The sequence below is a fragment of the Chryseobacterium sp. RU37D genome (assembly GCF_900156075.1).
Classification (GTDB): domain Bacteria; phylum Bacteroidota; class Bacteroidia; order Flavobacteriales; family Weeksellaceae; genus Chryseobacterium.
Window position 1 is genome coordinate 1 of the sequence record NZ_FTMM01000033.1, and the last position, 22,977, is coordinate 22,977.

Here is a 22,977-nt window from a genome sequence, read left to right on the forward strand (position 1 = left end):
TTAAAAGCTGGATCATAGATTTTTCGCCCTTGTTTCATACGTTAAAATTAAGGTTTTATGCTTAACTCTAACTGGAAGCTAAATTAGTATATCCACCTGTTGTTTACCTTTTTATTAGGTCACTGAATAGGTCACTTTCAGATTGTAATTATTTAGCTCTTTTTGGAACCGACATAAAACAAAAAATGCTGTAAAACATATATTTTACAGCATTTTATACCATTTTGTTTAAATACTTGCGGAGAGTGAGGGATTCGAACCCCCGGACCTGTTACAGTCAACAGTTTTCAAGACTGCCGCAATCGACCACTCTGCCAACTCTCCATAAACTCCGATTCTATCGTCGTTTTCAGTGGTGCAAATATAGGCTGTTTTTCGTAACTGCCAAAATAATTTCACTATAAATTTTAATAAACTTAATAATTAACTAGAAATCAGATAAATTATTTTTATTGCCCCAGAATATAACTTTATGGGGTAAGTTAATATTAATAAAAAACATACTCCTTTGAAGTATATTATATATAAATTAATTATAATTAATGTAACTCTGCTAAATATTTTTCCGCATCCATTGCTGCCATACAGCCGCTTCCCGCAGCCGTAATTGCCTGTCTGTAGATATGATCCTGAACGTCTCCTGCCGCAAAAACTCCCGGAAGATTGGTTCTGGAAGATCCTTTTTCTGTTAAAATATATCCGTTTTCATCAAGATCAATCTGCCCAACGAAAATATCTGTATTTGGTTTGTGGCCAATGGCGATAAAAATTCCATCAACATCAATCGTAGAGGTTTCCCGAGTCTGATTATTAATCACAACCGCTCTTTCAACAAGGCAATTTTCACCCTCAATTCCAATTAATTCATGATGAAACTTTACTTCAATGTTTGATGTATTCTGAACTCTGTGTATCATTGCTTTAGAAGCTCTGAACACGTCTTTTCTTACCAGCATCGTTACTTTTTTACATAGCTTTGCAAGATATGTTGCCTCTTCAGCAGCCGTATCTCCCGCTCCTACTACTACTACATCTTTCCCTTTATAGAAAAAACCATCGCAGGTAGCACATGCCGAAACCCCGCCTCCGGCATATTTTTTTTCGTCTTCAAGACCTAAATATTTTGCTGTGGCACCTGTGGAAATAATTACTGTTTTAGCAAAAATTTCTTTATTTCCTGCATATAACTTGTGGACGCCACCGTTTTCCTTAGAAAATTCAACCTTAGTGATCATTTCATAATGAACTTTGGTGTCGAATCTTTCTGCTTGCTTTTGCAAATCCATCATCATCTCGGGACCTGTAACTCCTGTCGGATATCCCGGAAAGTTGTCGACCTCAGTAGTTGTGGTCAATTGCCCGCCCGGCTCCAAACCCGTATACAATTCAGGTTTTAAATCTGCTCTTGCCGCATAAATTGCCGCTGTGAAACCAGAAGGTCCAGATCCAACGATTACACAATCTAAAATATTTTGCTCCATAATTTGCTTTTCAAAAGATTAAATTTGCGTCCGCTAATTTCGTAATTTTTACTGTTTATTTAAATTTATTTTAATGATAGTTGTCAATATCTAATATGTCAGTTTTCAATTATGTTAAAAAGTTATGAGTTATGAGTTTTGAATTATAAGTTAAATAGAAGCCAAATTCATAATTCATAATTCATAATTCATAATTCATAATTCATAATTCATAATTCATAACTCTTTCTAAACTTTCATTTTTATCTTATCAACATTAATGATCTTGTAAACCAGCTCTTTAATCAGTTCCGCTTCACTCATATTCACGGCACCTAGACCTTTTCCCTTCATATCAAATTCTCTTAAAATAGAGATCACCCTTGTCGCATGTTTTAAAGGATATAATTTTGCAGATTCCGCATAATCCTTAAGGAAATACGGATTTACTCCCATCTGTGCAGCAATTGTTTGCTGTGGCTGACCAATCATTGTGTTGTAAATGATAACATTGGAAAAATAGTTATACAAACTCGCCAACATCATCACAAACGGATTATTCTTCGGATTTTTACCCATAAAATGAGCAATTTTAAATGCTGCATTGGCATTTTTTGTACCCAAAGCCTTCTGTAATTCAAAAACGTTGTATTCTTTACTGATCCCGATGTGATTTTCAATAATGGTCCCGTCCAGAATATCTCCTTCCTTTAAAATGATTTTTAGTTTATTCAGTTCATTGGCGATTCGGGAAAGATCGTTTCCTAGATATTCGGCTAAAAGATGAGAAATATTCGGTGCAGTTTTTATTTTTAATGAAATACACTCATCAGCAATCCATTTGGGGAGATTATTTTCCTTGATAGATTCACTTAAAAACAAAGCATTGATTTTGTCTAAAGATTTTGTAACTTTTTTTCGGCTGTCTAATTTCTTGTGCTTGTGTGCAAAAACCAAAACCGTCGACGAAACCGGATTTTGAATGTACGTTTCCAAAGCGTTACTTTCACTTTCTGCTAATCTCAAATCCTGCGCTTCCTTTACAATAATGACCTGTTTATCACCCATCATCGGAAACTGTCGCGCCAACGAAAGAACTTCCTGATAAGACGTATCTTTTCCGTACACAACCGTTTGGTTGAAAGCCTTTTCGTCTTCGGTTAAAAAGTCGTGTTCTAGGGCTTTTACAGCAAGATCTATAAAGTAAGGTTCTTCTCCATGGAAAAAATAAATCGGTAAAACTTCTTTATTTTTAATACTTTTGAGGATTAAATCTAATTCTTTCATCTTATAAATGGAACTTCCAAAACTGAATTTTCAGGAAACTTTTGATTTTAAATTCAAGAAAGACAAAGATAAGTTTTTTATTTATGATTTGGTTCGTAAAACTTACCTTTTGCTCACTCCTGAAGAATGGGTGCGACAGCACTGGATCCACTATTATCTTACCGTGAAATCCTACTCTGCTTCTGCCCTGATTACAGAAAAAAAAATCGTGCTCAATGGTCTTACCAAAAGAATTGATCTCCTGATAACAGAAAAAACGCAGCCTAAAATTTTGGTTGAATGTAAGGCCCCACATATTAAAATAACAGAAAAAACGTTTGAACAAACAGCAAGATATAACTCCATTATCGGGGCAAAAGAAATTGTTTTAACAAATGGATTGCAACATATCAATGCGTTTTATGAAAATGAGCAATATCAGTTTTATAAATGATAAAGTTTATAATTTACATTTGCTGATTTTTGTCATCCCGTGGGAATCTAGACTATTTACGCTAAAGACTTTGCTGAGATTTCTACGAATGACAAAAAATCTGTATAACTATTTAAGCATAATAAACCAATATGAAAATTAAAAACATAGTATTTGATTTCGGAGGTGTTCTGATGGATTGGAACCCGAGATATTTTTTCAAAGATTACTTTAATGATGATGAAAAAATGGAATACTTCCTTGAAAACATCGCACAATCCGAATGGAATGAGGAGCAGGACAGAGGAAGGCTGTTATCGGAAGGTACTGAAATACAGGTAAAAAAATTCCCTGAATGGGAAAAGGAAATCAGAGCTTATTACGACAACTGGACCATTATGCTGAAAAGCGATATCCCGCATAACGTAGAAGTTTTACGCAAGCTTGGAAAAACGGATTATCAACTATTTGGATTAACTAACTGGTCAGAGGAAACGTTTCCGTATGCTTTGCAGAATTATGATTTTTTCCAGCTTTTTGAAGGGAAAATTGTAGTTTCGGGAACGGAAAAATTAATCAAGCCGGATCCGAAAATATGGCATATCCTGCTGGAAAGGTATAATCTCCAGGCGACCGAGTCTATATTCATCGATGATAACCCGAAAAATATTGAAATGGCTAAATCTTTGGGCTTCGAGACAATCTGGATCAAACCTGACACGAATCTTGAGCAGGAGTTAATTGATTTAGGCGTTACTTTCGATTAAAAAAAGAAATTTATAATATACTATTGATCTTTATTCTAAGTTATTTTTGTTAATTTAGATGGGGATATTTTTCCACGAACAAATCATTCTCTTTGTCATCCTGAAAGGATCTCAACAACATGATTCAAAACTGTGTCCGGATCCTTTCAGGATGACAAAGAGAATATTGAATTATATGACGATAATTGAAAATCCGACAAAAACCTAGCCCTGATCGCAGCATTTGTTTGAGCTCATTTTAGAGTTTTTCGGCTCGGCGGCAAAGCCGCCGAGCCGAAAAACTCTAAAATAGCGAGTGCAGAGAGCAAGAAATTGCTATTTAAAAAAGTGAAAACACAATTCGATGTAGTCAAAAAGCTTCTAAAAAAATTACAAAATATGATACGTTCAATTTTACTTACAGCAACTCTTATGTCTTCAACGACAATTCTCGGACAGAATCTAAAGACGGTTTCCTATAAGGACGGATCTCAAAAGCTGAACGGGCTTGTCACTTCAAGTTCCACAAAAAAGCTTCCCGGCGTATTGGTGCTTCCTGCCTGGAGAGGTATTGATGATGAAGCAAAAAATGCGGCTATAGAATTGGAAAAGCAAGGCTATATTGCTTTTATTGCAGACATTTACGGGGAAGGAAATATCCCTGCAGATAGTGATGCTGTAGCGAAAATTTCAGGATATTACAAAAAAAATTATGAGGCTTACCAAAAGAGAATTTCTTTAGCTCTGGAACAATTGAAAAAAAATGGAGCTATTCCGGATAAAATTGCCGTAATCGGCTACTGCTTTGGAGGAACAGGTGCTTTGGAATCTGCGAGGGGAAGCCTTCCTGTAGCGGGAGTTGTTTCAATTCATGGAAGTATCGGCAAAGATCAAGCGAGAAAAAACGGCCCGATTTCGACTAAAATTCTGGTTGAAAATCCCGCAGATGATAAAGGGGTAACACAGGAAGATTACAATAATCTCGTTAAAGAAATGAACGAAGGTAATGCGGATTGGCAGATTATCACATATGCTCACTCAAAACATACTTTTACAGATCCGAAATCACCCGATTACAATGAGGTAATGGCCAAGAGAGCCTGGAACCATACGCTGATGTTTTTGAAAGAAATTTTGAAATAATTATTTCAATCTAATAATCTAATAATTTAACAATGTACCATAATTGATTTACTAAGCATTGGTACATTGTTAGACTGATATATCTTACATTTAATCAACTCCCTCCTCTTCTCTATGCACCAATTCCATAGAAAATGCCGGAAGACAGATGGAAATATATTCACAAGGTTCTGAAAACGGATTGCTGTAACGGATTCTCGTCCCTTTTTCAATTAAAATACTTTGTCCTTTTTCTAACGTAACCATTTCGCCATCAATCTCAAATTGTTTTTTCCCGGAAATAATTAATGTAAATTCATCAAATTCAGGCGTCTGATGCGGTTCGCTCCATCCTTCCGGCGCAATCATGTGGGCAATAGAAATCTGGGAATTTCCGGTAGAATTTCCCCAATGCTCTTCTATTAATTTTCCGTCTGTAGTTGGGACGATAAATGGTGATGTCTGGATTTTATATTTTCTCATATTTATTTTTATTAAATTAAATTTGGTTTTGACACAAAGGGTGCAGTGCTTTTTAAACTACTAATTATGTAAGTTTCACAAAGCCGTTTGACTACGTCGAATCTTCAATTTCACTTATAAGCTGACAAAGTTTGATTTCAATATTTTAAAATCTGCAAAATCAATTTTAAGCTAAATTTCAATGATTTTCTTTCTTGATTTCGTATACAAAATTTGTTCTTGTTGGCTCTCCGAAATAGGCAACCTCCTCTTCTGCAATTTTTTGTCCGCCAAGTCTTTCCAATGCTATTTGTGAACGGTAATTTTCTTTTCCAATATGAAAATAAATAATATCTACAAACTGAAAGATATAGTCGAGCATTAATTTTTTAATCTGTGGATTAATTCCTTTTCCCCAAAATTTTGTCCCGTAAAAAGTATACCCTATAAAAATACTGTTTTTATTTTCATCAAAATCATAAAAACGGGTGCTTCCCAAAACCTCTCCGGAAAATTTCTCAACGATTTTAAAAGCGCCTTTACTTTCGATAGCCCCTTTGAAAAAATTTTCAAAGACTTCTCTCTTGTACCGGTCTTTGTTGGGATGCTGTTTCCACACCTCCGGATCTGAGGCCACTTCGTACAAAGACTCAAAATCCCCTTGATGTAAGGGGATTAGTTGATATTTTTCATTTTCTAAAATAGTCTGAATAGAAAAATTCATCTGTAAAATTATTTTTATAAAGATCAGAAAAATCAGACATAATTTTGCAATTTCATATCTAGCCCTTTGATTTTGCAGCGTCAGATTCTATTTTTTTGATTTCTTTTAATTTATCAGCAATTTTACTTACTGCTTCCGGGCTCGACGGTTTTAGTGCTACCTCAGCCTGAGCCATATCCCATTTCAAAACTAAATTTGCAGAATTTTCACCTGTAGGATTTAACGTAATTTCAAACCACTCCTGCTGGTCGGCTAATTTGTTTACAGGAACTGTAACATCCACAACATCCTGTTTAGCATCATATGTATAAGCACCCCATTGCTGGAAATCTTTGTTTAAGATTACTTTCCATTCTTTTTCTGTGGGAATGATGAAAAGCCCGTAAGTTCCAGCAGGAACAACCTTTCCTCCAAAATTCACAGATTGTCCAAAAGTAATTTTTGTAGATGAGTTGGCTCCCGCTCTCCAAACCTGTCCATAAGGAACCAATTCTCCGAAGATTTTACGGCCTTTTACACCTGGTCTGCCATAATCGATAGTGATCTTAGACATAGAAAACTGCTGCTCTACCTTTTGACGCGGACTCGCTGCCGGTACTGAATAATCTTGAGCAAAACTGAAAGCCGAAGCAGATATGCAAAGCACAAATAGTATCTTTTTCACTTGAATAATTTTTGTTTAAAATTACAAAATCAAAACAGAATAGCCTTCTCCAATTCCAATAATTTTTGTTTTCTCCATATTCCTCCTGCATAGCCCACTAATTCGCCATTCGAGCCAATTACCCGATGACACGGAATCAAAATCGCAATTTTATTAATTCCATTGGCAGTTCCTACAGCCCGGATTGCTTTTGGATTACCTAAAAACTCAGATTGTTGCTTATAAGTTCTCATCTCCCCGAAAGGAATTTCCCTCAAAAGCTGCCAGACTTTCTGCTGAAACTCTGTTCCTGTAATGAATAATGGAACGTTGAATCTGATTCTTTCGCCCTTAAAATACTCCTGAAGTTTCTTTTCCAGCGCATTGAAGTGTTGATGATCCTTTTCCACAATTTCCGAGCTTAAACTTTTTGATAAGGATGTTAATTGCTTTTGAATATTTTTCCGGTCGGTGAACTCCAGCAGGCAGATTCCTTCGTCTACAGCACAGGCGATCATTTCTCCCAGTGGGGTTTGGATGATTTTGCGGTATATTTTCATTAATTTAAATTACGACTATTTTATTTTTTCGCAATGATATTCATTGGTATCAGAATTCAAAAAATCAATATTCCAATAGGTAGCATCCGGCATTTTTTTATAAGCATAATCTCCGTTTCCCTTTTATTCTGCCCCATCTGTAAAGAAACATGAGAATCCCCGTGCTGTCGATTTCAGTAAAAGAGTTTATTTGAATATTCAGGTTTTCAATTGATGAAGTTTCTGCTTCCGGACCTGCTGCTTTATCCGGATTTCCAGAATGCTTAAGCTTATAGACAGAATTTAGAGATATTGTGATTACTTTCATTGAATCTTACTATATGAATCTATTAAAATTACATAAAATTTACAGATTTTCAGAATTAGGAAAATATTTATTTTAATTCATTTTTTTCAGAATTTTATTCATATTTAATCATTTTAAAAATCAAATATAAATGAAAATATGTTATAAAATATTTAATAAATTCAAATAATAATTAAATTATTCTACATCATCATGCATTAGTGACTCTTATTTTGTAAAATTTTTATACATTTAAAACAGGAGAAAAACGTTTAATTTCCAAAGAAATAAAAACGAATATTAAACTAAAAACACAATATTCAATTGACACTCTATTCATTATTAATCAAAAAAAACAAAAAATTAATCCATAAAAATAAACATATCAATGCATAATACCCAATCCGAAAACTTCATTTCTTCTGCCTCAAAAAAGAAAAATTACCTTTTCCCGTTGATCCTTATAGTAAGTTTGTTTTTCTTTTGGGGATTTATTCACAATCTGGATCCCATTTTGATCAAGCACTTAAGAAGTGCTTTTCATCTGAGTCATTTTCAGGCTTCACTGGTGGATTCTTCTGTTTTTGCCGCCTATTTTTTGCTGGCCATTCCCGCCGGAATGATTATTCAGAAATATGGTTACAAAACAGGGATTTTGACTGGTCTTTTCTTTTTTGCCGTAGGATGCTTTCTGTTTATTCCCGCTGCTAATACCATTAGCTATCCGTTTTTTCTGGGTGCACTTTTTATTTTGTCATGCGGTCTTGCCATTCTGGAAACCGCTGCCAATCCTTACATTACCATTTTAGGCGAACGCGAAAAAGCAGCCCAAAGACTGAATTTTGCTCAATCTTTCAATGGCCTGGCTGCTTCCATCGCTCCTATCATTGGCGGAATTTTCATTCTGGGTGAAGAGCCTAAATCTCAGGAAGAACTTTCCGCTCTCTCCAAAACAGCAAAAACAGCCTACATTCAGGCCGAAACTTCCCTCGTAAAGGGACCTTACATGATTTTAGGACTGATTCTTTTGTTTGTTATGCTCTTATTCTTCTTCATAAAGCTTCCAGAAGTCACTGAAAGTAAAGAAAAATCAACCAAAAACTTCCTGCAGCTTTTAGGTGTAAAAAATGTCGGCTGGGGTGTCCTTGCACAGTTTTTCTATGTTGGAGCACAAATTTACGTGTTCAGTTTTCTTTTGGTATTTGCAGAAGATGCCGTCAATATGAAAGGTCAGGAAGCTAAATATTATGCCGGTGTTGCGGGGGTTTTATTCATGGTTGGGCGTTTTGCAGGAACATTTTTCATGAAACATATCTCACCACAAAAACTGTTAGGAATTTATAGTGTTATCAGCATTGTTTTAACCATTTGGATCGTTATAGGATCCGGAATTTCAACACTGTATGCACTTGTTTTACTGACATTCTTTATGTCGATCATGTTTCCAACGATTTTTGCTTTGGGAATTGATGGAGCCGGTTCGGAAACGAAACCAGCATCGAGTTTATTAATTATGTCGATTGTCGGAGGCGCAATCATTCCGCCAATTGCAAGTAAAATCACAGATATTTCAGGGAATATTCATTTATCATATATTGTTCCAGTTATCTGTTTTATCATCGTATTTCTGTTTTCATTAAGATTCAGAAATAAAACATCTGAACAATAAATGAAGAATCAAAAATATTTCGTCTTTGCTGTGCAGAGCGCCTTTGCGAACGAAAAATATGCAGAACAATAGTAAAAAAATCTTTGCGCACTTTGCGTAAGAAACACAAAATTTAAAAATGAGCAATTTAATTTTAAAAATAAATCAAAAAGACAATGTTTTGGTCGCTCTGCAGGATATTCCGGCAGAAACCGAAATCATTTTCGAAGGTGCAACATACAAGACTTTAGAAGCCATTCCCGCCAAGCATAAATTCTTTATGAACGACATGAAACAAGGTGACGAAATCTTTATGTATGGAGTTTTGGTTGGAAAAGTTCAGTACGATTTGAGAGCTGGAACCCGAATGACGATAGATAACACAAAACACGCCGCCGAACCTTATTATTACCGTAAAGTCGATTATCATTGGACAAAACCTGATGTAAGTAAATTTTCACATAAAACTTTTAAAGGATATCACCGTTCAAATGGCGATGTCGGAACGGCCAATTACTGGCTTTTTATTCCAACCGTTTTTTGTGAAAACCGTAATCTAGATATCATTAAAGAATCCCTTTACAACGAGCTCGGATATTCTGTTGATGCAAAATATAAAAGCTACACTCACCAATTGGTAGAAGCCATTTCAAAAGGAGAAAATTTGGATGAGATTGATTTTTCGCCTTCCAATATTCCAGCACAAGAAAGAGTTTTTAAAAATGTAGATGGAATCAAATTTCTCAATCACACTGGCGGTTGTGGCGGAACAAGACAGGATGCGGATACACTCAGCAAATTGTTGGCCTCTTATGCAGATCATCCCAATGTTGCAGGGGTTACATTGCTAAGTTTGGGTTGTCAACATCTTCAAATTGATAATTTTAAAAGAGATTTATACAACAGAAATCCTGACTTTAATAAACCTTTACTCGTTTTTGAACAACAAAAAGCCGAAAGTGAAGAAACAATGCTTAAAAATGCAATTTTCGGGACATTAAAAGGACTTTTAGAAATTAATAAAATTGAACGTGAAAATGCGCCAATCAGCAAACTCTGTGTTGGCGTAAAATGTGGCGGAAGCGATGGTTTCAGCGGTATTTCAGCAAATCCAGCGGTTGGTCATCTTGCGGATATGCTTTCCGTTTTGGGTGCTAAAGTTTTACTCGCAGAATTCCCAGAATTATGTGGCGTTGAACAGGAATTAATCGACCGTTCTGTAGATAAAGAAACTGCCGAAAAATTCATCAAATTAATGACAGAATATGATGAATTGGCTCATGCAGTTGGTTCAGGATTTTATATGAATCCATCACCGGGAAATATTAAAGATGGATTGATTACCGATGCCATAAAATCTGCTGGAGCAGCTAAAAAGGGAGGTTCGTCTCCGGTTGTCGATGTTTTGGATTACACAGAACCTGCAAAAAAACCTGGATTAAGCTTAGTCTGCACACCGGGAAATGATGTCGAAGCAACGACAGGAAAAGCAGCATCGGGAGCTACATTAATTTTATTCACAACCGGTCTTGGAACTCCAACGGGAAATCCCGTTTGTCCTGTCATCAAAGTGGCAACCAATACAGCGTTGGCAACAAAAATGTCGGATATTATTGATATTGATACAGGTGCAGTTGTTCGTGGTGAAAAAACGATTCAGGAAATGGGCGAAGATATTCTGGATTTCTGCATTGAAGTAGCAAGTGGAAATATTATTCCTAAAGCTGTCGCATTGAATCAGGATGATTTTATTCCGTGGAAAAGAGGGGTAAGTCTTTAATGGAAGAGCCAAGTAAAAAGAATCAAGGTTGGAGTAAGTCGCATTAAGAATGAAAAATAAAATAATAATGGTGGTATTTCAAAATCAACAGTAAGCCTTAGCTGAGTGAAACGCCTTTGCGAACGAAAAATATTCAGAACAATATTAAAAAGAAATCTTTGCGCACTTTGCGTTAAAAAACAAATATAAAAAAATAGATAAAAATGTTTTCATTAAAAAATAAAAAAGCCGTCGTGACAGGAGGAGGAAGCGGGATCGGACAAGCCATTGCCGTTCAGCTTGCAACGAATGGTGCGGAAGTTCATATTCTCGAAATCACCGAACAAAATGGACAGGAAACGTTAGAAAAAATAAATTCTGCAGGAGGAAATGCAAAACTTTATGCTTGTGATGTTTCGAGACAGAAAGATGTTTTGGAAGTTTTCGAGAAAATTGGAGCAATTCATATTTTGATTAATAATGCGGGAATAGCGCACATCGGAAAGGCGGATACAACTTCGGAAGAAGATTTTGATAAATTGTATAATGTCAATATCAAAGGCGTTTATAATTGTTTGTTCGCCGGAATTCCACAGATTAGAAAATCAAATGGTGGCGTGATTATTAATATGGCTTCGATTGCGGCATTGGTAGGAATTCCTGATCGTTTTGCTTACAGTACGACAAAAGGTGCTGTAAAAGCAATGACAATAAGTGTTGCCAAAGATTATATCAATGAAAATATTCGTTGTAATTCTATTTCTCCGGCAAGAGTTCACACGCCTTTCGTGGATGGTTTTTTACAGAAAAATTATCCCGATAATATCGACGAAATGTTTGAAAAATTATCGAAAACCCAACCAATCGGAAGAATGGCTCAACCAGAGGAAGTTGCTTCTTTGGCATTGTATTTATGCAGTGATGAAGCATCATTCATTACAGGAGTAGACTATCCTATTGATGGTGGTTTTACAACTTTGAATAATTAAAAAATAACTTATGAATTATTTTCTTTAACACAATGTTAGCAAAAAATTATAATTAAAACTGACAAAAACTCCGTTCGCAAGGGCACTTCGTTCAGCAAATGATAGCAATGTGTCTTCGCTGAGTGAAACGCCTTTGCGAACGAAAAATATTCAGAAAAAGAGTCAAAAAAAAATCTTTGTGCTCTTTGCGTTAAAAAAATTAGACCTAAAAATTAAAAATAATATGAAATTAATAAAATTCGGAAAACTGGGACAGGAAAAACCGGGAGTCATTATCGGCGAAAAAAGATATGATGTTTCTCATTTGGTGAAAGATTATGATGAAAACTTCTTTTCCGGCGATGCCCTTGAAAGATTAAAATCTGAAATAAATACCCACAATTTACCCGAAATTTCTTCTGAAGAAAGATTGGGAGCACCTTTAGCAAGACCTTCCAAAATCATTTGTGTAGGTTTAAATTATAAAGATCACGCCGCGGAAACAAGCGCACCGATTCCTGAGGAACCTATTTTATTTTTCAAGGCAACTTCGGCAATTGTTGGCCCAAATGATGATTTAATTATCCCTAAAAACAGTACAAAAACCGACTGGGAAGTTGAATTGGCGGTTGTCATTGGGAAAAAAGCAAGTTATGTTTCTGAAGAAAATGCGCTAGAACATGTTGCGGGCTATGTTTTGCATAACGATTATAGTGAAAGAGCTTTCCAAATTGAGCGAAATGGACAATGGGTAAAAGGAAAAAGCTGTGATACGTTTGCGCCGATTGGCCCCTTCATTGCGACACCTGATGAAATTGAAGATGTTCATAATCTGCGTTTATGGCTGAAAGTAAATGGCAAAATTTTACAGGATGGAAATACTTCCAATCTGATTTTTAATATCCCATTTGTGTTGAGCTATATCAGCCAGTTTATGACTCTGCTTCCGGGGGATGTGATTACGACAGGAACACCTGCAGGTGTTGGTTTGGGACAAAAACCGGAGCCTTGGTATTTGAAACCCGGCGATGTTGTGGAATTAGGAATAGATGGTTTGGGAAGCAGCACACAAAAAGTAAAAACGCACGGAGAATGAAAAGATATTGTCTTGCCCTCGACCTGATCGATGATCCGAAATTGATCGCAGAATACGAAAAATATCACGAAAACATATGGCCTGAAATAAAGCAAAGTATTTTGGATTCCGGGATTACAAATATGGAAATTTATCGAGCTCAAAATCGATTGTTTATGATTATGGAAACCGATGAAGGTTTTTCATTTGAAGCTAAAAATGAAGCTGACAAAAACAATCCGAAAGTTCAGGAATGGGAAGAATTAATGTGGAAATTCCAGCAGCCAATACGCCATTCTAAACCGGGAGAAAAATGGCAGCTCATGGATAAAATATTTTCATTGTAAAAATTTATTTCAAAAAATTAAATCAAATGATTATTGATTCTCACGTACATTTTTGGAAATTTGATCCGATTCGGGATTCCTGGATTACTGAAAACATGAATGCGATCCGAAAAGATTTTCTTCCCGATGATTTTTCGTTTTATTTAAATGAAAATCAAGTTGTTGGTTGTATTGCCGTTCAGGCTGATCAAAGTGATAAAGAAACAGCTTTTTTGCTGAATTTAGCTAAAGAAAATCCTTTTATTAAAGGAATTGTAGGCTGGATTGATCTGACTTCTGAAAAGTTAGAAGAATCTCTTCAAAATTATCAATCTGAAAAATTAATTAAAGGTTTCAGACATATTGCCGAAGGAGAAGAAATGGGATTTTTATTGCAGAAAAATGTAATTGAAGGAATCAAAATGCTTCATCAATTTAATTATACTTTTGATGTTCTATTAAGGCAACATCAGCTTTCGGATGTAGTAAGACTTTCAGAAAAATTACCTGATCAGCCTTTTATTTTAGATCATTGTGGAAAACCGGATTTGAAAAAAAATTATTTAAAAGGCTGGAAATCAAACATTTCAGAACTTGCTAAAAATCCAAATTTGTATTGTAAAGTTTCCGGACTTTTAACGCAGGGAAATTGGAATTTGATGGATGAAAAATCAATTTTTGAAACATTGGATTTTATTTTTTCTCAGTTTGGAATTCAGCGATTAGTTTTCGGAAGCGATTGGCCTGTGATGTTATTGGGTGGAAATTATGCGTTGTGGCTGGAATTGATTTCGAAATATATAGATCAGTCTTCTAAAGAAGAGCAGGAACTTTTTCTCTCTGTAAATGCGGTGAAATTTTACAACTTATAATTTAATTTTTACCATTAAGAAATTAAGATTTTAAGAATTGCTACTTAATTCCTTTAAACAAAATCAATTTATTGATTCTTAAAAAGAGTTTTAAATATTTTCTTAATTAACTTTATTGCTAAACTTTCTTAATGGTAAAAAAGAATAAACTTCGTTTATTTTAATTAAGAACTTTAATAACTAAAGCATAATCAAAGGAATACATATTCAAATATGAATTTAAATCTCGACCATAAAATAATCATCGTAAGTGGTGGTGCAAAAGGTATCGGAAATGGTATTGCTAGAATTTTAGCAGAAGAAAAAGCATTTCCAATAATCATTGGAAGAAACGAAGAAGATAACAAAAAATCCGTTCAGGAAATCATCGATAATGGTGGTAAAGCTGATTTTGTTACTGCTGAACTTTCCGAACCTGAAAAGTGTAAAAAAGCCATTGATGAAATCGAAAAAAAATACGGAAAAATTGATGGAATCGTTAATAACGCTGGAGTAAATGACGGTGTTGGTTTGGAAAATGGTTCTTACGAAAAATTCATAGAATCTTATCATAAAAATGTAGTGCATTATTATCTATTGGTGCATTATGCACTTCCCTATCTTAAAGAAAGTAAAGGTTCGATTGTGAACATTGGCAGCAAAACCGCAGAAACTGGACAGGGCGGAACTTCGGGTTATGCCGCTGCGAATGGTGCCAGAAATGCTTTAACAAGAGAATGGGCAGTCGAACTTTTACCTTATAGCATTAGAGTGAATGCAATTATTGTGGCCGAAGCATGGACTCCACTTTATCAGTCATGGATTTCTACATTTGAAAATCCGGAGGAAAAATTGAAAAACATTACCTCAAAAATTCCTTTGGAAAACCGAATGACAACTTCGGAAGAAATTGCAAATATGGCTGCATTTTTATTATCTGAAAAATCTTCGCATACAACAGGACAATTGATTCACGTGGATGGTGGGTATGTGCATTTGGATAGGAATTTAGGGTAAATTGAGAAAAAGAATTGAGTATAATTTTATTTATTAAATTCAATCCTTTTTATTTTCAAATATATAATCATATCCGGCTTCCTTTATTCCAAAAAAGGCTTGTTTTGATTCTCTTTTTATTAAAAGTCCTTCCTCTTCAAGCTCTTTCAGAATCTGCTTGATATTCGATAATACAGATTTATTTTGAATAATAAAATTATGAGAAGCAATGGGAAGCCGAGAGGTTTCAAAATGCTGCTTGGCGTAATCACAAAAGGATTTTTTGCTTGTCGCATTTCTAAAACTTCAATGATTTTGACTTTATTTAAATCTTCTAAATTCATAATATCTAAATTGTTTTTTTATTAGAGTTCTTTTTTCTATGTCGCAAAAATAAAAACGCACCTTAAAAGATGCGTTTTAAAAATATTTTTAAACTTTGTCAAAGATTTTCAACTTTGACAAAGTAAATTTACATCGTTTCCATTTTGAAACTCATGCTTTCGATTACTTTCAAGATTGCTTCAACCGTATCCATTGATGTTAAACAAGGAACACCGTTTTCAACACTCATTCTTCTGATCTGGAAACCGTCTCTTTCAGCTTGTTTTCCTTTCGTAGTCGTGTTTACAACGTACTGAACTTTCCCTTTTTGAATCAGGTCGATCAGATTTACACTTTCTTCTCCGATTTTGTATCCTATTTTGCAAGGAATTCCTTTTTCTTCGAAGAATTTCGCAGTTCCTTCCGTTGCCCAGATTCTGAAACCAACCTCATGGAATCTCGCTGCCAAATCAGCCGCTTCCTGCTTGTGCTTATCAGCTACCGTGAACAAGATTGAACCGTGCATCGGAACTTTTCTTCCCGCTGCAACCAATCCTTTGTAAAGTGCTTTTTCCAAAGTCGTGTCTTTACCCATAACTTCCCCTGTAGACTTCATTTCTGGGCCTAAAGAGATGTCAACTTTCGTTAGTTTTGAGAAAGAGAACACAGGAACTTTTACGAAAACACCCTCTTTATTCGGAACCAATCCGTTTTTGTATCCTAAATCTGTCAGCTTTTGACCTAAAATTGCTTTTGTAGCCAAGTTTGCCATTGGAACATCCGTGATTTTAGATAAGAAAGGAACCGTTCTTGATGAACGTGGATTTACTTCAATTACATATACATTTCCTTCGAAAAGAACGTACTGAATATTCATTAAACCAATCACATTCAATCCTTTAGCTAGTCTTTGAGTGTAATCTACCAAAGTTTCAACTTCACTTTGTGAAATATTCTGTGGAGGATACACTGCGATCGAATCTCCGGAATGAACCCCCGCTCTTTCAATATGCTCCATAATTCCCGGAATGATTACCGTTTCACCATCACAGATCGCGTCGATTTCAACCTCTTTTCCGACCATGTATTTATCTACCAAAACCGGGTGTTCAGGGCTTGCTTCCACCGCATTTTCCATGTAGTGCGCCAGTTCTGTTTCGGTGTATACAATTTCCATTGCTCTACCTCCTAAAACGTAGCTCGGACGAACCAAAACCGGATAACCGATTTCATTGGCAATTTTTATCGCTTCTTCTTTTGAAGTGGATGTTTTTCCTAAAGGCTGCGGAATCTGCATTTCCTGAAGCGCTTTCTCAAATTTATCTCTATTTTCTGCTCTGTCAAGATCTTCCAGAGAAGTTCCTAAAATCTGAACTCCGTGAGCTGCCAATTTATCAGCTAAGTTAATTGCTGTTTGACCTCCAAACTGTACGACTACACCTTTTGGTTTTTCAAGTTCGATGATGTTCATTACATCTTCTTCCGTTAAAGGCTCGAAGTATAATTTATCTGAAATTGAGAAGTCTGTAGAAACTGTTTCTGGATTGTTGTTGATGATGATCGCTTCGTAACCCATTTCCTTGATTGCCCAAACTGAATGAACTGTCGCGTAATCGAACTCAACTCCTTGTCCGATTCTGATTGGTCCAGAACCCAGAACGATAATTTTTTCTTTATCAGAAGCAACACTTTCGTTTTCTTCTTCGTAAGTTCCGTAGAAATATGGTGTTTCAGATTCGAATTCTGCAGCACATGTGTCTACCATTTTGTACACCGGCATTACTCCATTTTCTTTTCTGAAATTGAAAACTTCGCGTTCTGTTTTACCCCAAAGATGAGCAATATTTATATCTGCAAAACCGAGTTTTTTCGCTTCTCTTACAATTTCTATCTGCTCTAACTTTGTCAAAGATTCTAACTTTGACAAAGTGGATTCGAAATCAATTAATTTCTTAATTTTCCAGATGAAGAATTTATCGATTTTACTCCATTCTACAATTTGTTCCCAGTCGTAACCTCTTCTTAAAGCATCACCGATAATGAACAATCTTTCGTCATCACAAACTCTGATTCTTCTTTCGATTTCTTCTGCTGTAAGAGCTGCAGCTTGTTTAGTTTTTAAACCGATATGTTTAATTCCTGTTTCCAGAGAACGAATTGCTTTTTGTAAAGATTCTTCGAAATTTCTTCCGATGGCCATCACTTCACCCGTTGCTTTCATCTGGGTTGATAATCTCCTGTCTGCCGTTTCGAATTTATCGAATGGGAATCTTGGAAATTTAGTTACCACATAATCCAAAGCAGGCTCGAAGCAAGCGTAAGTTTTTCCTGTAACCGGGTTCATGATTTCATCTAAAGTCAATCCTACAGCGATTTTTGCAGCAATTTTAGCAATCGGATAACCTGTTGCTTTAGATGCTAAAGCTGATGAACGGGAAACTCTCGGGTTAACCTCAATGATATAATAGTTGAATGAATGTGGATCTAATGCCAACTGTACATTACATCCTCCCTCAATTCCTAAAGCTCTGATGATTTTTAATGATGCATTTCTCAACAACTGATACTCTCTGTCTGAAAGCGTTTGAGAAGGCGCCACAACGATTGAATCTCCTGTGTGAACTCCAACCGGGTCTATATTTTCCATGTTACAAACCACAATTGCGTTGTCGTTTGCATCACGCATTACTTCGTATTCAATTTCTTTGAAACCTGCGATTGATCTTTCAATCAAGCACTGAGTTACCGGACTATGTTTTAATCCTAATTCAGCGATTTCTTTTAATTCAACCTCGTTGGAAGCGATACCACCTCCTGTTCCACCCATTGTGAAAGCAGGACGAACAATTACTGGATAACCAATGTTCTCAGCAAAATTTAATGCTCCTTCTACCGTGTTTACGATGTCAGATTCCGGAACAGGTTCGTTTAATTCTCTCATCAATTCACGGAACAAATCTCTGTCTTCCGCTCTGTTGATCGCTGAAAGCTTCGTTCCTAAAACCTCAACTTTACATTCTTCAAGAATTCCTGATTTTTCCAATTCTACCGCCATATTCAGACCGGTTTGTCCTCCCAAAGTCGGTAAAAGCGCATCCGGACGCTCTTTTCTGATGATATGACTTACAAACTGAAGTGAAATCGGTTCGATATATACTTTATCCGCGATTTCAACATCCGTCATAATCGTTGCAGGATTTGAATTGATCAAAATTACCTTGTAGCCTTCTTCTCTCAAAGATAAGCAAGCCTGCGTTCCCGCGTAATCAAATTCCGCTGCCTGACCGATAATAATTGGGCCTGAACCGATTACTAAAATTGTTTTTATATCTGTACGTTTTGCCATTTTTAATTTTAGATATGAGATGCCAGATGTCAGATTTCAGACTGTCCAGCATGGTGTTTTACTTTTTTAAATTAGATTTAAATGAATAAATCATTTTTTGAATTTCATTCAGATTTGATATTAAACTGTTGACTTTTTCTACATCTAATAAATTTAATTCTCTTGTCAGAATTAATTGAGTTTGTAATTCAAAAGAGGAAGCATTTGCAATTCCTAGAAAATGATAAAACTCTCTGTCATTGTTTCTTCCAGCGCCTTCCGCAATATTAGAAGGAATTGAAATAACTGATCTTTTAATTTGAGAAATCAAACCAAATTTTTCATCTTTTGGTAAATCTGCACAAATAAAATAAACTTCTTTTGCAAGTTGTATTGATTTTTGCCAGAAAAGTAGTTTCTCAAAATTATGCATGGTAAGTCTGTTATCTGAAATCTAAATTATTTTTTAAAATCTTCCATTAACTGGATAAACTCATCAAATAAATAGTTTGCATCTTCAGGACCTGGGCTTGCTTCCGGGTGGTACTGAACGGAGAAACAAGGGTGAATTTTGTGTCTCAGACCTTCGTTTGTTCTGTCGTTCAATGCGATATGCGTTTCAATTAAATCTGTTCCTTTCAAACTTTCCTGATCAACTGCATAACCGTGGTTTTGAGAAGTGATTGCCACTTTGTTTTTCTCTAAATCCAATACAGGGTGATTTCCACCTCTGTGTCCGAATTTTAATTTGAAGGTTTTTGCTCCACAAGCTAATCCTATTAACTGATGTCCTAAACAGATTCCGAAAATTGGTACTTTTCCTAAGATTCCGTTAATCATTTCAAGAGCTTGTTGGTTATCTTCAGGATCTCCAGGACCGTTTGACAACATTACTCCATCCGGATTCATCAGTAAAATTTCTTCTGCCGTCACATCCTGAGAAACTACCGTGATATCGCAGTTTCTTTGAGATAATTCTCTGATAATTCCTAATTTAGAACCAAAATCTACCAAAACGACTTTTAAACCTCTTCCCGGATTCGCATAAGGCGTTTTTGTAGAAACCTGTTCCACCTGATTCGTTGGGAAATTTGTCGATTTTAATTCTGAAACTACTGTGCTTTCGGCTACATCAGCGTTTACGATTTTACCTTTTACAACTCCGTGGTTACGAAGAATTCTTGTCAGTCTTCTGGTATCAATTCCTGAAATTCCTGAAAGGTTTTTCTTTTTAAATAATTCATCTAAAGTAATCTGAGTACGGAAATTTGAAGGCAAATCACAAAGTTCTTTTACGATAAGACCTTTGATAGCCGGTTCAATACTCTCATAATCATCTCTATTAATCCCATAGTTTCCGATTAATGGATAAGTCATACATACAATCTGACCGCAGTAAGACGGGTCAGAAATCAGTTCCTGATACCCTGTCATTCCGGTATTGAAAACCACTTCTCCTGCCGTTTCCAATTCTGCTCCGAAACCTTCTCCATGAAAAACTTCACCGGACTCCAGTATTAACTTTTTCTTCATTTTTTTTATTTAGATTTTCTTTTTTTATTAACAGGTCGCTCCTACGGAGCTTTTCTATCTTTGTTCTTTTTCCACGGGTTTTACCCGTGGCTATTAATAGGTCGCCCTTTCAGGGCTCGCTAACTTTTTACTTATTTCTTTTATCTTGGCTATTATTTAAAAATATACCCTTGTTTTTCCAAGGCTTCTTTTAAAATTGCCATTCTTGCGAAAACACCATTTTGCATTTGTTTGAAAACTCTTGAACGTTTGCATTCTACAAGCTCTGTATCAATTTCAACACCTCTGTTTATTGGAGCCGGATGCATGACGATGGCCTCCTTTTTCATTCCTTTTTCCCTTTCTTTCGTCAAACCATATTTTCTGTGATAGTCTGAAGCGGAGAAACTCATTTTTGCATCATGTCTTTCATGCTGGATTCTTAATAACATTAAAACATCAACCTCAGCAATTAATTCATCTACATTTAAATATGTTCCGTTGATTAAAGCTCCTTCATCAAACCATTGTTCCGGTCCTGAGAAGTAAACTTTTGCGCCTAGTCTTCTTAAGGCTTCTGCGTTTGAATTGGCAACACGACTGTGCTTTACATCTCCTAAGATTCCTACTTTTAACCCTTCAAATTTTCCGAATTCCTGATAAATGGTCATCAAATCAAGCATGCATTGAGAAGGGTGGTTTCCTGTTCCATCTCCTCCGTTGATTACAGGAATTTTAATATTCTTTAATTCATCAAAATATCTATCTTTTTTATCTCTGATTACGACAAGATTTACTCCCAAACTTTCGATGGTTTTTACCGTATCATAAAGACTTTCGCCTTTGTTTACAGAAGAATTTGCAGCATCAAAAGGAACGACCTGCAATCCTAACTTTCTTTCGGCAATATCAAAACTTGTTTTTGTTCTTGTACTATCTTCAAAGAAAAGATTAGAACAAAAAATTTCTCCTTCAATTTTTGTAGTTTTTCCGTTGGCAAAAGCTAGGGCTTCTGACAGTATTTTATTGATTCTTTCGGTGCTTAGTTCTGCAATCGTAAACATAATTTCAATTTTTTACAAAAAAAAAGCGAAGAAACAATCTTCGCTTAATATAAATAAATATTGTAAAGGACGCTATCGCCCGGTAATTCTAATGATATAAATAATGTATTATTCATTAAATGCAAAATTACAACTTTTTTAGAAATTGACAAAACTAAATTTTGATTTTAGATTAAAAAATCTTAATCTTTGTTTATTTTCATTTTAAATGTTATTTTTGCTAAACCTCAATCTAATTATTATATATGGATTTAAAAGACAAAATGATTCTCAGTATTATTCAGGAGGATTCTACTTTATCGGTGAAAGAAATTTCAGAAAAGATAGGACTTACCTTCACTCCTACTTATGAGCGCATCAGGCAGCTTGAAAAACAAGGAATTATTGAGAAATACGTAGGTCTGTTGAACCGTGAAAAATTAGGTTTAAATATTGTTGTTTACTGCAATGTTCGCCTTAAAGAACAATCCAAGAAAGTTTTGGAGACTTTTGAGGAAAATATAATGCAACATAATGAAGTTCAGGAAATTATCAGTCTTTCTGGTGAATATGATTACATGTTAAAAATTATTGCAAAAGATATTAATTCTTATAATAATTTTGCAGTAAACGTGATTTCAAATATTCCTAATATCGGGCAATATCACAGTTCTATTGTGCTTCACGAGGTAAAAAAATCTACTAAGTTTAAGATTGATTTGGAGTAAAAACTTATCTAAAATAAATTAAAGATGTTTCGTCAGGCTTAACATAACTAGCTGTTATTTTTATTTAGTAATGTCATGCTAAGCCTGACAAAACACCTCAATCAATTCTAAACATTTTCTGTTTAAAATCAACTCTATAATTTATTTTTCAGCTTATTAAACTGGTATTCTATCTTATCTAAACAAATATTTCCAATACTTCCTTAACCCGAAAACTTTCGCATTCGGACATTTATTTCTAGATAACTGGAAAACCTTTTGCTTTATGAAAGTAGCAATTCCTAAATGCCTGAATTCCGGAGAAACATTCAACCCTGAATTCGCTACAAATGGGCGATGAGACCAAGTTTCTATATAGCATAAAACCTACCCACTCCCGGTTTTCAGTGGCTATACAGAATTGCTATCTGAAATCTTCCTACATAAATATTCTATGTAAAGTTTTGCAATACTCGCCCTACGTCGCTGTGCAGAATTGTGCATTTCCTACTGTATTTCATTCACATACACCAGAGGAAATTACCATTCACATTTATTTATCTGATTTTTGACAAATTTAAAATACTAAACTTTAAAAATTAAAGATATTTTTTTAAATAAAATAAATTTACAGGTTATTTTATCTTAGAAGTTGTTTAAACTTTTAATTTTTTGATTAATCTTAAAGAAAATGCTAAAAAATGCAGATTCTTCCAAGTAATATCCAACGTTTCAAATCTT

General features: G+C 35.2%; 22 protein-coding genes and 1 tRNA gene. 11 read left to right on the forward strand and 12 right to left on the reverse strand.

The window, feature by feature from the left end; genetic code table 11:
- Window positions 1-239: 239 nt before the first annotated feature.
- From BW926_RS12905 to holA, 3 genes are all read right to left on the reverse strand, one after another.
- A tRNA-Ser gene (locus BW926_RS12905) sits at window positions 240-324 on the reverse strand.
- 215 nt (window positions 325-539) lie between these two features.
- Window positions 540-1,481 (reverse strand): thioredoxin-disulfide reductase, encoded by a 942-nt coding sequence (gene trxB, locus BW926_RS12910; protein WP_076447650.1) that lies wholly within the window; start codon window positions 1,479-1,481, stop codon window positions 540-542.
- A 228-nt stretch (window positions 1,482-1,709) separates the two neighbouring features.
- On the reverse strand, window positions 1,710-2,747 hold the full coding sequence (gene holA, locus BW926_RS12915; RefSeq protein ID WP_076447652.1) for a DNA polymerase III subunit delta: 1,038 nt from the start codon (window positions 2,745-2,747) through the stop codon (window positions 1,710-1,712).
- 7 nt (window positions 2,748-2,754) lie between these two features.
- On the opposite strand from holA, the gene BW926_RS12920 reads away from it, so the two are divergent.
- The 3 genes from BW926_RS12920 (at window position 2,755) to BW926_RS12930 (ending at window position 5,048) form a co-directional block, all read left to right on the forward strand.
- Window positions 2,755-3,180 (forward strand): type I restriction enzyme HsdR N-terminal domain-containing protein, encoded by a 426-nt coding sequence (locus BW926_RS12920; RefSeq protein ID WP_076447654.1) that lies wholly within the window; start codon window positions 2,755-2,757, stop codon window positions 3,178-3,180.
- A 131-nt stretch (window positions 3,181-3,311) separates the two neighbouring features.
- The gene (locus tag BW926_RS12925) at window positions 3,312-3,926 is read left to right on the forward strand and encodes an HAD family hydrolase (protein ID WP_076447657.1); all 615 of its coding nucleotides are present in this window, start codon (window positions 3,312-3,314) and stop codon (window positions 3,924-3,926) included.
- A gap of 378 nt (window positions 3,927-4,304) precedes the next feature.
- The gene (locus tag BW926_RS12930) at window positions 4,305-5,048 is read left to right on the forward strand and encodes a dienelactone hydrolase family protein (protein ID WP_083672330.1); all 744 of its coding nucleotides are present in this window, start codon (window positions 4,305-4,307) and stop codon (window positions 5,046-5,048) included.
- 90 nt (window positions 5,049-5,138) lie between these two features.
- On the opposite strand, the gene BW926_RS12935 is transcribed toward BW926_RS12930, so the two are convergent.
- The 5 genes from BW926_RS12935 to BW926_RS12955 form a co-directional block, all read right to left on the reverse strand.
- Window positions 5,139-5,510 (reverse strand): cupin domain-containing protein, encoded by a 372-nt coding sequence (locus BW926_RS12935; RefSeq protein WP_076447661.1) that lies wholly within the window; start codon window positions 5,508-5,510, stop codon window positions 5,139-5,141.
- Between the two features lie 178 nt (window positions 5,511-5,688).
- Entirely contained in the window at window positions 5,689-6,213 is a 525-nt protein-coding gene (locus BW926_RS12940) for a GNAT family N-acetyltransferase (RefSeq protein ID WP_076447663.1), read from the reverse strand.
- A gap of 58 nt (window positions 6,214-6,271) precedes the next feature.
- On the reverse strand, window positions 6,272-6,877 hold the full coding sequence (locus BW926_RS12945; protein WP_076447664.1) for a DUF2911 domain-containing protein: 606 nt from the start codon (window positions 6,875-6,877) through the stop codon (window positions 6,272-6,274).
- A 29-nt stretch (window positions 6,878-6,906) separates the two neighbouring features.
- Window positions 6,907-7,416 (reverse strand): methylated-DNA--[protein]-cysteine S-methyltransferase, encoded by a 510-nt coding sequence (locus BW926_RS12950; RefSeq protein WP_076447666.1) that lies wholly within the window; start codon window positions 7,414-7,416, stop codon window positions 6,907-6,909.
- Window positions 7,417-7,513: 97 nt separating this feature from the next.
- The gene (locus BW926_RS12955; RefSeq protein WP_076447668.1) at window positions 7,514-7,723 is read right to left on the reverse strand and encodes a hypothetical protein; all 210 of its coding nucleotides are present in this window, start codon (window positions 7,721-7,723) and stop codon (window positions 7,514-7,516) included.
- A gap of 367 nt (window positions 7,724-8,090) precedes the next feature.
- Here BW926_RS12955 and fucP point away from each other — a divergent pair, with 367 nt between their 5' ends.
- The 7 genes from fucP (at window position 8,091) to BW926_RS12990 (ending at window position 15,346) form a co-directional block, all read left to right on the forward strand.
- Window positions 8,091-9,371 (forward strand): L-fucose:H+ symporter permease, encoded by a 1,281-nt coding sequence (gene fucP, locus BW926_RS12960; protein WP_076447669.1) that lies wholly within the window; start codon window positions 8,091-8,093, stop codon window positions 9,369-9,371.
- Window positions 9,372-9,489: 118 nt separating this feature from the next.
- Window positions 9,490-11,130, forward strand: coding sequence for a UxaA family hydrolase (locus tag BW926_RS12965; protein WP_076447671.1), 1,641 nt, complete (start codon window positions 9,490-9,492; stop codon window positions 11,128-11,130).
- A 203-nt stretch (window positions 11,131-11,333) separates the two neighbouring features.
- Entirely contained in the window at window positions 11,334-12,098 is a 765-nt protein-coding gene (locus BW926_RS12970) for an SDR family NAD(P)-dependent oxidoreductase (RefSeq protein WP_076447672.1), read from the forward strand.
- 223 nt (window positions 12,099-12,321) lie between these two features.
- Window positions 12,322-13,173 (forward strand): fumarylacetoacetate hydrolase family protein, encoded by an 852-nt coding sequence (locus tag BW926_RS12975; protein ID WP_076447685.1) that lies wholly within the window; start codon window positions 12,322-12,324, stop codon window positions 13,171-13,173.
- A complete protein-coding gene (locus tag BW926_RS12980; RefSeq protein ID WP_076447674.1) occupies window positions 13,170-13,499 on the forward strand; it encodes an L-rhamnose mutarotase in 330 nt (109 codons plus the stop codon). The genes BW926_RS12975 and BW926_RS12980 overlap by 4 nt, the downstream gene beginning before the upstream one ends.
- A gap of 26 nt (window positions 13,500-13,525) precedes the next feature.
- Window positions 13,526-14,350 carry an amidohydrolase family protein gene (locus BW926_RS12985; RefSeq protein WP_179078019.1) on the forward strand — a complete coding sequence of 275 codons (825 nt, stop codon included), beginning with the start codon at window positions 13,526-13,528 and terminating at the stop codon, window positions 14,348-14,350.
- A 213-nt stretch (window positions 14,351-14,563) separates the two neighbouring features.
- Entirely contained in the window at window positions 14,564-15,346 is a 783-nt protein-coding gene (locus BW926_RS12990) for an L-fucose dehydrogenase (protein ID WP_076447675.1), read from the forward strand.
- 451 nt (window positions 15,347-15,797) lie between these two features.
- Here the strand turns inward: BW926_RS12990 and carB are convergent, their stop codons facing one another.
- The 4 genes from carB to BW926_RS13010 form a co-directional block, all read right to left on the reverse strand.
- Window positions 15,798-18,995 carry a carbamoyl-phosphate synthase large subunit gene (gene carB, locus BW926_RS12995; protein WP_076447677.1) on the reverse strand — a complete coding sequence of 1,066 codons (3,198 nt, stop codon included), beginning with the start codon at window positions 18,993-18,995 and terminating at the stop codon, window positions 15,798-15,800.
- Between the two features lie 58 nt (window positions 18,996-19,053).
- Window positions 19,054-19,407: a four helix bundle protein gene (locus BW926_RS13000; RefSeq protein ID WP_076447678.1), complete on the reverse strand. Its 354-nt coding sequence runs from the start codon at window positions 19,405-19,407 to the stop codon at window positions 19,054-19,056.
- Window positions 19,408-19,433: 26 nt separating this feature from the next.
- Window positions 19,434-20,507 (reverse strand): carbamoyl phosphate synthase small subunit, encoded by a 1,074-nt coding sequence (locus tag BW926_RS13005; RefSeq protein ID WP_076447680.1) that lies wholly within the window; start codon window positions 20,505-20,507, stop codon window positions 19,434-19,436.
- 152 nt (window positions 20,508-20,659) lie between these two features.
- Window positions 20,660-21,550 (reverse strand): aspartate carbamoyltransferase catalytic subunit, encoded by an 891-nt coding sequence (locus tag BW926_RS13010; protein WP_076447682.1) that lies wholly within the window; start codon window positions 21,548-21,550, stop codon window positions 20,660-20,662.
- Between the two features lie 245 nt (window positions 21,551-21,795).
- Between BW926_RS13010 and BW926_RS13015 the strand changes: the two genes are divergently transcribed.
- Window positions 21,796-22,257 carry an Lrp/AsnC family transcriptional regulator gene (locus tag BW926_RS13015; RefSeq protein ID WP_076447683.1) on the forward strand — a complete coding sequence of 154 codons (462 nt, stop codon included), beginning with the start codon at window positions 21,796-21,798 and terminating at the stop codon, window positions 22,255-22,257.
- Window positions 22,258-22,977 lie beyond the last annotated feature (720 nt).

Bases quoted from the DNA above. Each gene is read 5' to 3' on its own strand.
- trxB (WP_076447650.1), bottom strand. From the start codon at position 1,481: ATGGAGCAAAATATTTTAGATTGTGTAATCGTTGGATCTGGACCTTCT.
- holA (WP_076447652.1), bottom strand. From the start codon at position 2,747: ATGAAAGAATTAGATTTAATCCTCAAAAGTATTAAAAATAAAGAAGTT.
- BW926_RS12920 (WP_076447654.1), top strand. From the start codon at position 2,755: ATGGAACTTCCAAAACTGAATTTTCAGGAAACTTTTGATTTTAAATTC.
- BW926_RS12925 (WP_076447657.1), top strand. From the start codon at position 3,312: ATGAAAATTAAAAACATAGTATTTGATTTCGGAGGTGTTCTGATGGAT.
- BW926_RS12930 (WP_083672330.1), top strand. From the start codon at position 4,305: ATGATACGTTCAATTTTACTTACAGCAACTCTTATGTCTTCAACGACA.
- BW926_RS12935 (WP_076447661.1), bottom strand. From the start codon at position 5,510: ATGAGAAAATATAAAATCCAGACATCACCATTTATCGTCCCAACTACA.
- BW926_RS12940 (WP_076447663.1), bottom strand. From the start codon at position 6,213: ATGAATTTTTCTATTCAGACTATTTTAGAAAATGAAAAATATCAACTA.
- BW926_RS12950 (WP_076447666.1), bottom strand. From the start codon at position 7,416: ATGAAAATATACCGCAAAATCATCCAAACCCCACTGGGAGAAATGATC.
- BW926_RS12955 (WP_076447668.1), bottom strand. From the start codon at position 7,723: ATGAAAGTAATCACAATATCTCTAAATTCTGTCTATAAGCTTAAGCAT.
- fucP (WP_076447669.1), top strand. From the start codon at position 8,091: ATGCATAATACCCAATCCGAAAACTTCATTTCTTCTGCCTCAAAAAAG.
- BW926_RS12965 (WP_076447671.1), top strand. From the start codon at position 9,490: ATGAGCAATTTAATTTTAAAAATAAATCAAAAAGACAATGTTTTGGTC.
- BW926_RS12970 (WP_076447672.1), top strand. From the start codon at position 11,334: ATGTTTTCATTAAAAAATAAAAAAGCCGTCGTGACAGGAGGAGGAAGC.
- BW926_RS12975 (WP_076447685.1), top strand. From the start codon at position 12,322: ATGAAATTAATAAAATTCGGAAAACTGGGACAGGAAAAACCGGGAGTC.
- BW926_RS12980 (WP_076447674.1), top strand. From the start codon at position 13,170: ATGAAAAGATATTGTCTTGCCCTCGACCTGATCGATGATCCGAAATTG.
- BW926_RS12985 (WP_179078019.1), top strand. From the start codon at position 13,526: ATGATTATTGATTCTCACGTACATTTTTGGAAATTTGATCCGATTCGG.
- BW926_RS12990 (WP_076447675.1), top strand. From the start codon at position 14,564: ATGAATTTAAATCTCGACCATAAAATAATCATCGTAAGTGGTGGTGCA.
- carB (WP_076447677.1), bottom strand. From the start codon at position 18,995: ATGGCAAAACGTACAGATATAAAAACAATTTTAGTAATCGGTTCAGGC.
- BW926_RS13000 (WP_076447678.1), bottom strand. From the start codon at position 19,407: ATGCATAATTTTGAGAAACTACTTTTCTGGCAAAAATCAATACAACTT.
- BW926_RS13005 (WP_076447680.1), bottom strand. From the start codon at position 20,507: ATGAAGAAAAAGTTAATACTGGAGTCCGGTGAAGTTTTTCATGGAGAA.
- BW926_RS13010 (WP_076447682.1), bottom strand. From the start codon at position 21,550: ATGTTTACGATTGCAGAACTAAGCACCGAAAGAATCAATAAAATACTG.
- BW926_RS13015 (WP_076447683.1), top strand. From the start codon at position 21,796: ATGGATTTAAAAGACAAAATGATTCTCAGTATTATTCAGGAGGATTCT.